This is a genomic window from Flavobacterium panacagri, assembly GCF_030378165.1.
Classification (GTDB): domain Bacteria; phylum Bacteroidota; class Bacteroidia; order Flavobacteriales; family Flavobacteriaceae; genus Flavobacterium; species Flavobacterium panacagri.
Map to the genome: position 1 here is coordinate 1,101,956 of NZ_CP119766.1, position 13,634 is coordinate 1,115,589.

14 protein-coding genes are annotated in these 13,634 nt (G+C 32.6%); 1 reads left to right on the forward strand and 13 read right to left on the reverse strand.

What is annotated here, in order from left to right; all coding sequences use genetic code 11:
- Positions 1–50 precede the first annotated feature (50 nt).
- Entirely contained in the window at positions 51–392 is a 342-nt protein-coding gene (locus P2W65_RS05080) for a helix-turn-helix domain-containing protein (RefSeq protein ID WP_289663914.1), read from the forward strand.
- A 23-nt stretch (positions 393–415) separates the two neighbouring features.
- On the opposite strand, the gene P2W65_RS05085 is transcribed toward P2W65_RS05080, so the two are convergent.
- The 13 genes from P2W65_RS05085 to P2W65_RS05145 all read right to left on the reverse strand — a co-directional run bounded on the left by P2W65_RS05085 (position 416) and on the right by P2W65_RS05145 (position 13,607).
- Positions 416–970, reverse strand: coding sequence for a TlpA family protein disulfide reductase (locus P2W65_RS05085; protein ID WP_289663916.1), 555 nt, complete (start codon positions 968–970; stop codon positions 416–418).
- Positions 971–1,115: 145 nt separating this feature from the next.
- On the reverse strand, positions 1,116–1,559 hold the full coding sequence (locus P2W65_RS05090) for a GNAT family N-acetyltransferase (RefSeq protein WP_289663917.1): 444 nt from the start codon (positions 1,557–1,559) through the stop codon (positions 1,116–1,118).
- A 120-nt stretch (positions 1,560–1,679) separates the two neighbouring features.
- On the reverse strand, positions 1,680–2,324 hold the full coding sequence (locus tag P2W65_RS05095; RefSeq protein ID WP_289663919.1) for a DUF1579 domain-containing protein: 645 nt from the start codon (positions 2,322–2,324) through the stop codon (positions 1,680–1,682).
- Between the two features lie 712 nt (positions 2,325–3,036).
- Entirely contained in the window at positions 3,037–4,005 is a 969-nt protein-coding gene (locus P2W65_RS05100) for a DUF4837 family protein (protein ID WP_289663920.1), read from the reverse strand.
- Between the two features lie 47 nt (positions 4,006–4,052).
- Entirely contained in the window at positions 4,053–5,861 is a 1,809-nt protein-coding gene (locus P2W65_RS05105) for a LysM peptidoglycan-binding domain-containing protein (RefSeq protein ID WP_289663921.1), read from the reverse strand.
- Between the two features lie 110 nt (positions 5,862–5,971).
- Positions 5,972–7,159, reverse strand: a complete 1,188-nt coding sequence (locus P2W65_RS05110) for a phosphoglycerate kinase (protein ID WP_289663922.1) — start codon at positions 7,157–7,159, stop codon at positions 5,972–5,974.
- A gap of 261 nt (positions 7,160–7,420) precedes the next feature.
- Complete coding sequence (locus tag P2W65_RS05115; RefSeq protein WP_289663923.1) at positions 7,421–7,927, reverse strand: hypothetical protein; 507 nt, start codon at positions 7,925–7,927, stop codon at positions 7,421–7,423.
- Complete coding sequence (locus P2W65_RS05120) at positions 7,914–8,627, reverse strand: pirin family protein (RefSeq protein ID WP_289663925.1); 714 nt, start codon at positions 8,625–8,627, stop codon at positions 7,914–7,916. Before P2W65_RS05120 ends, P2W65_RS05115 begins: the two co-directional genes overlap by 14 nt.
- A gap of 19 nt (positions 8,628–8,646) precedes the next feature.
- Positions 8,647–9,393, reverse strand: a complete 747-nt coding sequence (locus P2W65_RS05125; RefSeq protein WP_289663926.1) for a dioxygenase family protein — start codon at positions 9,391–9,393, stop codon at positions 8,647–8,649.
- A 326-nt stretch (positions 9,394–9,719) separates the two neighbouring features.
- A complete protein-coding gene (gene tnpA / locus P2W65_RS05130; RefSeq protein ID WP_289663927.1) occupies positions 9,720–10,178 on the reverse strand; it encodes an IS200/IS605 family transposase in 459 nt (152 codons plus the stop codon).
- Between the two features lie 506 nt (positions 10,179–10,684).
- Positions 10,685–11,374 (reverse strand): LytR/AlgR family response regulator transcription factor, encoded by a 690-nt coding sequence (locus tag P2W65_RS05135; RefSeq protein ID WP_289663929.1) that lies wholly within the window; start codon positions 11,372–11,374, stop codon positions 10,685–10,687.
- Positions 11,371–12,462, reverse strand: a complete 1,092-nt coding sequence (locus tag P2W65_RS05140) for a sensor histidine kinase (protein WP_289663930.1) — start codon at positions 12,460–12,462, stop codon at positions 11,371–11,373. The genes P2W65_RS05135 and P2W65_RS05140 overlap by 4 nt, the downstream gene beginning before the upstream one ends.
- Positions 12,463–12,626: 164 nt before the next feature.
- Positions 12,627–13,607 carry a PorP/SprF family type IX secretion system membrane protein gene (locus tag P2W65_RS05145; RefSeq protein WP_289663931.1) on the reverse strand — a complete coding sequence of 327 codons (981 nt, stop codon included), beginning with the start codon at positions 13,605–13,607 and terminating at the stop codon, positions 12,627–12,629.
- Between the last annotated feature and the right edge of the window lie 27 nt (positions 13,608–13,634).

Consider the following 13,634-nt stretch of genomic DNA (forward strand, 5'->3'; position numbering starts at 1 on the left):
ATCTTATAACAAGAGATTGTTTTATTTAATTCATTAAAAACAAAACAAAGATGACTAAAACAAAACTCACCAATGCAAGGCTTGCCAAAGGCATTTCTCAAGAAGAACTCGCAGATTTAATTGGCATGACACAATCCAATTATAGCAGAAGGGAAAATGGTCACAAGAAAATCTCTGAAGTTGAATGGGTTAAAATTGCAAAAGTATTGGGAGTTGAAAAAGAAGTTATTTATGAACCTGATGAAGAAATAAACCTAAAAAATACAACAGTAAAAATGCTCCAGTTTAATATACCAAATTTTGTACTGGAGCATATTGAGCTGTTGAAAAAAGAAAATAAGATCCTGAAAGAAAAACTCAAACAGTTTAAAAATCAAAATCTTAATTCCTGAACTTTTAAATACTACGAATCTATTTATTTAACAACTGGTGGAGGTGGTCTGTTCGAAACTGTATGATCTGATTCCAGAATTTCTTTTCCTTCAAGAAACTTCGTAATTACAGTATCATTAATCGTATAAGGTACGCCAATCCATCTTACAATTCCTTTATTATCAATTAAAATAGTTTTTGGAAGAGCAATAGTTCCTTTGTCATCAATCACAAAATCGTTTAAAGCTTTTTTAGTCTGATCGCTTACTACAATAGAATTAAACTTTACTCTTTCTAAAGTTTTCTTTGTTTTTGCTGGAGACTCGTATGTAATAGAAACAAAAACTAAGTCCTTTTGATTCTTAAACCTTTCCTGCATTTGGTTTAATTTTGGAACTTCTTCTAAACAGGTTGTACACCAAGTTGCCCAAAATTCCAGTAACATAAACTTTTTATCAAAATTTTTATCTTCAGGAACATTTTGCAGATAATCTGTAATAGTGAGCTTTGGAGCTGTTTCACCAACTTTCAATTTGTTTTGACTGAAATTATACTGCGACAAAATCAATACAAAAATGGTTAGAAGAATCTTTTTCATAGTTTTTTTCTTCTAAAATTAAATAAATATCGAATTCAAAAAACAATCAAATAAAAAAACTTTCCTCAAAAAAACGAATAAATAACTGAAATCTAGACCTTTATTCTAATCATGAAATTCTCCTGATTTGTTTATGAAAAATACTTTACTCTCGAATCATCTCAATATGTGGGATATCATCTTCCAGATACATTTCGCTTGTCTGCACAAATCCGTGGCTTTCGTAGAACTTCTTTAAATATAATTGCGCGCCAATAGTAATTTTATCTTTTCCAAAGTTAGCTTTAATTCCGGCAATGGCTTCTCGCATTAATTCGTGTCCCCATTTTTTATCTCTGTAATTGGCATCTACCACTACTCTTCCTATCGAGGCATTATCAAAACTAATTCCAGCATCGAACAAACGAGAATAGGCTACAATTTTGCCTTCATATTCGCCAATTAGATGCAAGGCTTTCTTGTCTTTGCCATCAAGATCCAAATAAACGCAGTTTTGCTCGACTACAAAGATTTCACTTCTTAGTTTGAGTAAATCATATAGCTCATTTACATTTAATGCCTCAAAAGGCTTTATTTTCCATTTTAACATTTTTATCGTTTATTGTTTTTGGTTTGTTGTTTATTGTTCATGGAACAAAATTACATGAAATAGAAATCCCAATCGCAAAACTGCAATTGGGATTCTTAAAAACTGTACAGAATGAAGAAGCTATTTTTTCTTCATTAAAATTTCCATGCTTTTATATTCGGTACCATTTTTTATATCGTACATTTCCATTTTACGTGTTTTGGGATCTACGATAGTATATACTTCTCTGTACGGGTTCTTTTTTCCAGTAGCAGGATCTACAAATTCGCCTTTGAATTCTGCACTTTTGGTACTTTCGTCATATTTACCAATTCCAACCATCATTCCGGTTCCCATATTGTCAATAAAAGTAGAGGTATATTCTTTACTGGCATTATTGAAAGCTAAGGTACTTTTACCTTCAAATGGCGCACCCATTATTTTTCCAACATAATTTGCTTCCTGATAGCGTCCGCCTAAAATCATTTTGATGGTGGCTACTGACGATGCTTTTTCGGGTTTTCCATTTGGTTCGTACCAAAAGGTCATTTCACAATTCCATGTTCCTACTTCTTCGGCCATCCATTTATGTGGTTCACCTGGCGTTGCAAAATCTTGCCATGCTTTGGCTACTGCTGCAGAGTCTGCTGGTTTTTCGGCTACTGGCTCTTCTGTCTTAATGCTGTCTGAAACTTTTGGTTCGGTTACTGTTTCAGTTTTTACTTCTTTTTTACAAGAAATAAAACAGAGTACAAACAATACTAGTGTTGCTGTTAATTTTTTCATAACTATTTGTTTTTATGTTTGTTATAAAAACAAAAGTAAGAAATATATTAAAATGATTTGTTTCAGGTTTATGCGAATGTTTGTTTAACCGCAAAGGGCGCTAAGGTTTACGCAAAACACGCTAAGTTATTTGTTATACATTATTGGGTATAAAAGTAAAGTTCGCAAAGCTTTAAACATAACTCATGTATTTGGAAAAATGCCAATTGATGCAGAAATTTATTACCACAGATTAAAGGGATTTTCTTTTTTTCTTTTGCCACGAATTACACAAATTCGCACAAATTATTTTTTTTAAATTTAAGACTATAGATTAGCGTGAATTCGTGTAATTCGTGGCAAAAAAAACTTATATAATGCCAATAATCTCTGGCTAACTTTTTGAAAATGGCAGATGTACATAGATAAATTTATAACCACAAATTACACAGATTCGCACAAATTATTTTTTTAAAATTTAAGACTATAGATTAGCATTAATTCGTATAATTCGTGGAAAAAAAAACTCTTATAATGCCAATAATCTCTGGCTAACTTTTTGAAAATGGCGGATGTACATAGATAAATTTATAACCACAAATTACATAAATTCGCACAAATTATTTTTTAAAATTTAAGACTATAGATTAGCGTGAATTCGTGAATTTGTGGCGAAACAATAATCTTTATGTCCTTTGCGTAAAACCTTGCGTTCTTTGCGGTTAGGAAAAAACTACCTCTTCTCCACTTTAACCGATTTGATAATAGCTTCCAGCTCTAGCATTAAATCCCGTTCTTGATTGGAAGGAGAATAACAGAACCCTTCTATAACCAAAAGACGGTTATACATTTTATCTACAATAGCATAATTGATAAAAGGCCCAGCCATAAAATCATTCTTCAATTCCCAAGTTCCTTTGGTTTCAAAAGCATCTTTCTTGTCTAAAGTTACTTTAGAGAAATAAGGCGCATAAGCTTCACTGGTAATCATAGGCGTATTAGGTTCGCGACCTTTGATGTAACGACCAACGGAGTCACGCATGCGAACGATGGAATTGACAATGTCTTTTTTCTTCTCAAAATTACGAAGCGGTATTTGATAAAACAATAAACTGGTATTACCACTGATAATTTCTTTTTTCAGCCAAATAAAATTCTTCTTATGGAGCATGTATTCATAGCCTATCGGAATCTCAATATTGATGTGAAATTTATTTTTAAGTATTGCAGGGTTCAAAAGTGATTTTCTATTATCCTCTTGTAGCTTTTGGATTTCTGAATTTCGAATTTGTCTGATGATTTCTGCCGAATTATCTTCAATACTGCAGATAAGATCGTCGACAGATTTTTCGTAAATGCGGAAAGTGTTGTGTGGTAAATCTTTGCTGTGAATTATTTCGAATTTCTCAGCAGCCGTTTTTTTAACGACAATAATACTTCGGCTGTCTGTGACAAAACCTTCCAGTAATCGGGCAGGATATTGATTGATGGTAAAAAGCGGTTCTTCTTGTGTAAGTCCAAGAACCGGCGAAGCAAATTTATTTCGAATACTATCCCCAACTTCTCCATACCATAACTGATCATCGATAATGATCGAAATAGTATTGGTTTTTCCTGAAACTGGATCGTTCTGTTTTTCACCTTTAAAACAGGAAATCAGGAAAAATGGAAGTAATAGCAATAAAAAATGGGTTTTATTCATTTTCTTAATTTATGAAATAAAACCCAAATTTAAATAAGATTTTTCTTTTATCCGTTTATTTTAAGTTTCATTCCCGGTTTAATATCTTCATCTTTAATATCATTCCATTTTTTAATATCTGAAATAGTTACTCCAGGATATTTTTTAGAAATGCTGTATAAAGAATCTCCTTTTTTAACGTAATAATCTTCACTAACGTTTTTAGAAGGTGCTTTTTTCTTGAATGAATCAACCGAGTTTGATGCAATTGCTGTTGAAGCAGGTTCTTCTATCACTATCGCTGCTTTAGAAATAATCAATGTTTTTCCTAAACCAATGTTATTTGAAGTTAAATTGTTAAGTTCTTTTAACTCCGCAATAGTCGTACCGAATTTCTTTGCAATGCTTCCTAAATTGTCTCCAGCTGCTACAACATAGTCCATATCTACAGCTGTTTTCTCTTTATTTTCAACAGATGCAACAGCTTGTTCTTTTTCTACAGCTTGAATTGATTTAACAGGAGCTTCCTCTTCTGCTTTGATTTTCAAGCTTCTTCCAATTGCTACGGCATTTGTTTTTAAGTTATTCCATTTTTTAATATCAGAAATGCTAACATCATATTTAGATGCAATTGCTCCTAAATTATCTCCTTTTCTAACTTTATAAAATTCGAAATCCCCTTTTTCAATTGCTGCTGGTTTCGTTGCTGCTGGTTTTGCTTTTGGAGCGTATTTTACAGCAAGTCTAGAAGAAGTTGATCTAAACTCTGTATCATGTTTCACATAAGCATAAATCTGTTCTTCATTGGAAACAAAGGTTGCGATTTTATCTTTTGGAAGTCTAATAAAGTGCTGTTCTCCTTGATAATAAGGAACCACATTCATTTTATAAGATGGATTTAAAAGCTGAATTTGAGATTGTGGCATGTCTAACAAATCGGCAATCTGTTTGAAAGACATTTGATTTTTGATTGCTACCGTATCGGTTTCAAAGTTTTTAACGACAGCTCTTTCTGGGTTAATTCCATGTTCTTTATGATATTCAAAAAGATACATTGTTGCTAAGAAAGCAGGAACGTAACCTTGAGTTTCTTTTGGAAGATAATTACGAATGTCCCAATATTTTGTTTTTCCGCCAGAACGACGAATTGCTTTAGTAACATTTCCTGGACCTGAGTTGTAAGAAGCTAAAACCAGTTCCCAGTCACCAAAAATATTGAACATTTTGGTCATGTATTCAGAACAGGCTGCAGTGGCTTTAAGAGGATCGCTTCTTTCATCAATATAAGAATCAATTTTTAAAGCGTATTGTTTTCCGGTTCCGTACATGAACTGCCAAATTCCCGTGGCACCCATTTTAGAAACTGCTTTAGGGTTTAAAGCAGATTCTACAACGGCTAAATATTTTATTTCCAAAGGAACGTTTTGTTTGGCAAAAGCGTCCTCGAAGATTGGGAAATAATATTCTGATAAAGCCATTAATCGAGAAAACGATTTTTTACGGTTCTTAAGAAATGACTTTATTATATTTTCTAAACCTTGATTGTATTCAATCTCAAAAGGTGATTTCTCATTCATCGCTGCCAAACGCTGTTTAAGCAATTCGGTCGGCAGTTCTTCATCAACTGTAACATCTTTGTTGATGGTTTGAATGTCTTTAGTCAGGTCTTCATAAATATCGAGACTTACTAATTCATTCATCCACAAACTATCTACTTTTGTAGCAAGATCGTTTTTTTTGAATGTTCCCTTAATAGAGTCTAAATATGAAAGCTTAACTTCTGGCTTAACTTGTAATTCTGTCTTTGCCAATTCTTGAGCCGAGACCGCTAACGAAAAGAAAGCCGAAACCACTAATGATATTTTCCTTACAATCATATAACATTATTTTAAAATTCTGTAATTCAAACAATTACAACAAGTGTACTTTTGCAAAAATAAGCCCTTTATCGAAGAAAACTAATTAAAAAAATGTTAATTGTGATATTTTACTCCAAAATCGCCGCGATTCCAGGTAAAGTTCTTCCCTCTAACATTTCAAGCATAGCCCCGCCACCAGTAGAAACGTAGCTCATTTTATCTTCAAATCCGAACTGTTTTACAGCCGCAACAGAATCTCCACCTCCAACTAATGAAAATGCTCCATTTTCTGTAGCTTCTGCAATATAATCTCCCAAAGCGATTGTTCCTTTAGAGAAAGTTTCCATTTCAAAAACGCCTAATGGACCATTCCAAAGAATTGTTTTTGACTCTAAAATTACTTTTTTGAAGTTCTCCAAAGATTTTGGACCGGCATCTAAACCTTGCCATCCGTCTGGAATTGCAGTTACATCTACAATTTGAGTATTTGCTGTATTTGAGAAATCATCTGCAGCAACCACATCAACAGGAATATGAATCTGAACGTTTTTCTCTTTTGCTAGTCTTAAGATTTCTAAAGCTAAATCTAGTTTGTCATCTTCGCAGATTGACTCACCAATTTTTCCACCTTGCGCTTTAATGAAAGTAAATGTCATACCTCCACCAATAATCATGTGATCTACTTTATCTAAGATATTTTCGATAACCGTGATTTTAGAAGAAACTTTAGAACCTCCAAGAACCGCTGTTACGGGTTTTACGCTGTTATTTAAAACTTTATTTAAACTGTCAATTTCTTTTGCCAATAATGTTCCGAAACATTTTTTGTCTTCAAAGAATTGTGCAATAATTGTAGTCGATGCGTGTGCTCTGTGAGCTGTACCAAATGCATCGTTTACATAAATATCTCCAAGAGAAGCTAATTCTTTAGCAAAAACTACATTTCCTTCTTCTTCTTCAGCGTGGAAACGTAAATTTTCTAATAAAAGAACTTCACCTGGCTGTAAATTTTTAGCAGCTGTCTGAGCTGGCTCTCCAATACAGTTTTCAGCAAACTTAACTTCAACTCCTAAAATTTCAGAAGCTGTTTTTAAAATATGTTTTAAAGAGTATTTTTCTTCAGCACCTTTTGGTCTTCCTAAATGCGACATTAAGATTACACTCCCGCCTTGAGCTAAAATAGCATCAATAGTTGGTTTTGCAGCTTCAATACGTGTAGTATCCGTTACATTAAAATTCTCATCCAACGGCACATTAAAGTCTACACGGATAATTGCTTTTTTATTTTTAAAATCGAAATCGTTTAAAGTTTTCATCTTGATAATTTTTAGTTTTTTTTAGAAAGAAAAACAAATATAGGACTTTTAGACTTCTAAAAAATTGGAATAAACTAAAAAAGAAGCAAGAAAAAGAACGAAAACGTTATAAATTTACAAAAAAAATGGTTTATTTAAGAATAAAAACAATTTTAGGAAGTAATTCAATACTGTGTGTTTATAAAAAACCTTTCCTGTCAACAGAAAAACAGGAAAGGCAAAAAAAGAATTAGGATCTATTTTTTGTTTTTGGAGGATAACTTAGTCTTCTGTCTGAATATAACAAATAGACAAATTGTTCTGAACTGGAAACATGATGGTTTCGTATTCGTTTTGGCTTTCAACGTTTTTAGAAACCAAATAATTTCCTTCCATAATTCCGAAATAATTTAATAAAGGCGAATAAAAAGTAATTCCAATTTTATGTTTTGATGAATCGGTTATATCTGTATTTATAATATCCAACTGATAATTGATAAAAGGGAAATAGTTGTTGCCTAAAACATCTGCAACTCTATGAAAATTTCCTTTTAATTGCTCTACATAACCGTTTGCCGCAATTCCTGTTAAGAAATGCAGTTGATTGGCTTTCTCATTTTCACTCAATAATTCTCGAAAGGTATTCTTCGGATTGGTTCCTGAATTGAACTGCTGGCTCTGCATTTGATATTCTTTGAAGGTATCTTCAAAAACATATTTATCCCACAAAAAGGACGACGAATTATCAATTACAATTCGATATGCCAGTTTTATTTTAGTGATTTTCATAAATTAAGCGTTTTAAAGGGACTTCAATAACCATTAAAATAGCATTTTCTGAAAGAGCTTCCCATTCAATTTTTCCTGTTTCTTTTAAGGCTAATCCGTCTTTGGATTCCAAAAGTCGGTCTTCTACTTCAAAAGCGCCATTGAGTACAAATACAAAAACACCATTTTTGGAGTTTCTCAAAGTAAACGACCCGTGTTTTCTTCCATCGTATATTCCGATAAATCCAAGCGCTCTTTCTACTTCAAACAAAGAATAAAGTTTGTTGTGTAAACTAAAATCAAATTTGTACTGTTGGAAATAGTTCTTGAAATACTGTTTTCCCATATCAAATTCGATTTCCAGATAGCTCACATTCTCATTTTCATACGGATTAAAGATTTCGACATTTAATTCGTCATCAGCCGCCAGAACCCGAATTTGATCTACACGCAGAAACTCGGCATTGCCAATACTATCTTTATATTCGATTCCGCCAAACAAAGGCAGAATAATGACATTTGTTTTTAAGTTTATAAGTCGGGTAATCTGTTGTTTTGGTGCCAATATTACTTCATTAAAAATCTTTAAAGATCCAAATGCATTTCTAGATAAATCTTGATATTGTTCAAAATTAAAAGTCGCAAAACAATTGTGCTTTCCTGAATTGAAAACGCCTCTTAAATCTGACTTATAAATTTGGGCTGGAATCTGCGCTATCATGGTAAACTATTTTTAAAAACTAACTGGCAACGTTGATAGTATGTGTTAAAACATATCCTTCACTGATACTTCCTGTAACTGTTCCTAATTCATTTGCCACCGAATCTGAAAATACATTATCTGAAGCATTATAGGTATAACCCGACAATCCTTTGGTATAACCATTTGCCGTTGATGCGTTTACTGTAGCCACCGCACTATTTGTTCCTTCTGGAAAAGCAATTTGTGTTACCAAAAGAGAAGTCCCGCTTGCATTGTAAATATGAACGTGAATATGAGTGGCACGACCTGAATACCATCCTGGAAAAATTGAAGTAAAAGTCACTAACCCGTTTTCGTCTGTTGTTTGTCTTCCTCTTAAAAAATGGTAAGAAGTATAATTGACAGACTGCATTGATGTTCCTCCGTATTCTGAATAATATCCATCTTTATCACAATGCCAAATATCTACAATTGCATCTTTTAAAACAGCACAATTAGCTTTGGTGTTTTTAATTGTAATTTTAATAGTAAAAGCCACTCCAGTTCTATCCATCACAATATTTGATTTTACTAAAGATGATGGCGTAATGGTTGGAAACGGCCCTGCTGTTTCAGATAGTGTTACCGAACAGCTGCTTGAAGATGATCCAGACCCAGAACCTGAATCGGTTCCAGTAGATGACTCCGATGAGTCACCATCTTTACTGCATGCGTTTATGATTGGAATTGCCAAAGTACCAATTCCTACTAAACCCAAACCTCTTAAAAACTCTTTTCTTTCCATTTTTTTGTCTTTTTAAATGTTATTCAATGAAATGATTAACAGTTATTTTGAGGTAAAATTATTGGAAATTGAAGCGTAGTAAAAAGTTTGAGGTAAACGTTATTATTTATGAGGTAAACAGATGAAATATATTTTTTTGTAGTAAAATTTACCTATAAAAATTGTTCCATTTTATATTTATGTAATCAATGAAAAGCATTATCGCATAATGCCGATGTAGTATGAAAGAAGTAGTTTGAAAAGTACAATAGAAAAAATCTACTTCGGATACTATAACAATTAAAATAACCTGCTAGAATTTAAAGCTCTGACGGAGTGGCACAAAATCAAACATCCTCAAAAAGATATTCATTTTTGAAGTCAATATTGAATAATTTTAGAAATGCAATATATTCTTCTCTGAATGTTTTGGTTTTGTGATGTTCTTCCTGATTTTCAATATATTTTATAGCATTAGTTAATTGTGAATGTCCATATGAAAAAGCACCAAAACCATTCTGCCATTCAAATTTTCCATTTATCCATTTTTGTTCATTAATGAATTTGGATGAACACGATTTAATATCTCTTACTAAATCTGATAATGATATATTCGGTTTTATTCCAACTAAGATGTGAATATGATCCGGCATTCCGTTAATTGCAATCAATTTTTGTTTTTGATTGGTGACAATTCCAGTAATGTATTTGTAAATTTCGTCTTTCCGGTTTTTAGAAATTAGGTTTTTCCTTCCCTTAACAGCAAAAACAATTTGAACATAAAGTTGCGAATAAGTATCAGCCATGTTTTCATTAAATTTATTGAGTAGTAAATCTAATTAATAAATTTAATTGTAAGATAAATATTTCTTTTTTGTTTAAAATATTTATGTCACCCCTCCGGGGCTTTATGTGGAGGTTACTAAATTATACTATAAATATTGTGCTTCTCCGAAGCCATTTTAAGAGCTTTTGTAAAGTTTTGAAGAGATGAATATTTGTATCAAAATTTGACAAATGTTATTTAAAATCCCAATTGTACGAAATGAAAATTTTAGGAAACAAAAAAAGAGCTTCGGAGAAGCCCAATATTTATAGCAAAATTTTATAGATATGTTTCAAAAGCTCCAGCGGAGCGACATATTTTTTACAATGGTAGTAGATTTCGATCCGCTAGAGCTATTTTATATTGACGTAATTGAAGTTCTATAAATATTTTGCTCCTCTAGAAGCTTAGAAAAATAAATAGAGATAAAACAGAAAAGATTGTCTAATACTGGACAGTCTGACTTAATATATAATCGGTAGTATATTAATTCCCTTCGAAAAGAGTAAAAAATGCTTCTTCGTAACTTGCACTAATTGGAATTTCGACCTGATCAATGTATATGATTTTGTTTCTTATTTTAGAAACCTTAGAAATGGGAATAATAAAGGAACGATGCACACGCACAAATTCTGTCTCAGGCAATTTTTGAATGATTGCTTTTAAGGTCATCCGTGCAACAACCGTTTTTTGATCTTTGATATGAATCTTTACATAATCATCCAAACCTTCAATATACAAGATATCTGAAAATAATATTTTAATCAAACTGTAATCGGCACGAATGAAAAGATACTGTTGCTCGATGTTTTGGTTTTGCAGTTTCCATTGCGAATAGGCTTTTTCGGCTGCGAGTTGAAATCTTGAAAGGGAAATTGGTTTTAATAAATAGTCGGTTGCACTCAACGTGAAACCTTCAACAGCAAATTCGGAATAAGCTGTTGTAAAAATGACCATGGTTTTATGTGGGAGTTTTTTGTAGAAATCCAATCCAGAAATCGATGGCATGTTGATATCCAGAAAAAGTAAATCGACAGGATATTTTTTTAGATATTTAAATGCTTCATCCGATTTTGTAAAAGTCCGTTCCAAATCTATGTAATCAATAGTATCACATAAACTTTGAAGGATTTCTAATGCTAAAGGTTCATCATCTAAGGCTATTGCTTTTATCATCGTATTTTAACGCTCAAATTTACGACATACTTTTCTGCTGTATCTTCAATCATTAAAGCATGCTTGTTAGGATATACCAACTTTAATCTCTCAACGGTATTCTGAAGTCCAATACCGGAATCGGACTGAACTGAAAATGTTTTTTTATTCGAAACGTATAAAGTTAGTATTTCTTCTTCAATATCAATTTTTATATAAATTTCGGAAGTCTGATCGGGATTCACACCATATTTGAAAGCATTTTCTATGAAGGAAATTAAAATAAGCGGGGTTATTACTTTTCCGTGTGTACTTCCTATTACCGAATAATTAATATTTACGGTGTTTCCTAAACGTGTTTTTTGGAGCGAAATAAAATTGCTGATGTAATTGATTTCTTTGGTTAAGTCGATTACCTCATCATTAGAATTGACCATAATATAGCGCATGAGCTCGGATAACTGTACTACAGCATCTGGCGTTTTATCATCTTTTTTTAAGGCAAGTGCATAAATACTATTCAAAGTGTTAAATAGAAAATGAGGATTGATCTGTGCTTTTAAAAAAGCTAATTCGGATTTTACTTTTTCTTTTTCTACACTTTGCAGTCTTCCTGAAATAGCAAAAAGCAAACTAGAGATTACTCCAATCAAATAGACAAGAGTGGTGTGTCCGTATTGAGTTGGTGGCCCGCCATTAAGTCCAAAAGAAATTGGATGTCTGCCATGCGGTGGAGGCGGAAATCTAGCATCAAATGGTTTAGGATGACCTGCAAACTTTTCAGAATGGTATTCGAAATCTAAAAAGTTTCGGCTTGGATGATCCAAAACTGTTGAAATCCAAAGAAAGAATAAAAGAAAAACAATTATGAGTAAGTAGTATAAAACCTTTTTATCTGAAAAGTAAAGCTTCGGAATTAAGTAATAATAATTAAAGTAAAAGAAACAAAGAAGCGTGAAATAGATAAAAAAGTAAATCCTGTCATGCGCATCACTATACAAATGCGGTAATGAAAAAACTGTATGGGTTGACGTAAATGCATACGGCAAAAATAAAAAAGCGAGGCACAATACTATATGTTTCGCATAAACTGAAAATTTTGCTTTCATGGTTCAAATTTGGTTTATACCTTTTTGAAAAACAAAACGATAAAACTCAAATTTAATGTTATTGAAGCTTTCTTTCAAATTATTGCGGTAAAAACACCTAATGTTGCGACTCGCTTTAAAATGTTAGCCTTTTTCGGGCTTTTATTATAATCGTCATTATACGATTAATCGTGAACTGGACTCTGCGTACAAGGACAGTTACTAATAGATTGTAAGAAATCAAATCCGATGGTGATCGAATGTGTTCCTGTATTATAAGTACCAAGACCGTTAAACATGAATTGATACGAATAGGCAAAATAAAATTTAGATTTCATGAAACCTGCCATTGGCCCTGCAGCTAATGGTTTTGGAAACTGGTCGTTTAAGAAACGATACGAAACCCCGATCCAATAATAATCTTCATAACGATTGTAACGTCTGTATTTGAAGTTAAAATCGGTTGTAGAACGCTGGTCACTAGCAAAATACTGCAAGAAAACTGATGGTTCGTATTCGATACGTCTGTTTTCTCCGTCTCTAAAAGTAAATCCAGAATATACCTGAAAATTAGAAAGTAAATCTGGCTCTACTCCTCTGTACTTATCTGTATTTTTCTTTAAAACGTTGTTGGCATTAAAACTAAAATAAAATCCTTTATGACGGTACAAAGCACTAAGGTCAAAGTTATTATTTGAATTGTAACGATTGTCTGTAATCGAAGGATCTAAAGGTACTGGAACACCATTTACATCTCCAGTAAAGTTTCCTGTTTCTAAACGAAAACTATTGAAGTTGTATGAAATACCAAATGATAGATATTTTTCAGAATAATAATCTAAAATAAGGTGGTGAGCAAACGAAACTTTAGCTCCGGTTTGTCTTGTATTACCATTGCTATCATTATACAACGAAATACCCACCCCAGAACGATCTAGCACACGAAAATCTGCGTACAAAGATTGGTTGTCTGGTGCATCTTTAATTCCGACCCACTGTGTTAAGCCATTGGCTCTAATACGGAGGTTATCTCCAATACCGGCATAAGCAGGCGAAAGAATAAAAGGGTTATCAGCTAAATACTGCGTAAACACTGGTAGGTTTAACTCTTGGCTGTAACTTGTTGTTACAGCCATGAGTACTAAGGATAAAATAAGCTTTTTCATTGTAATAATTTTTTTAGATAACATCAT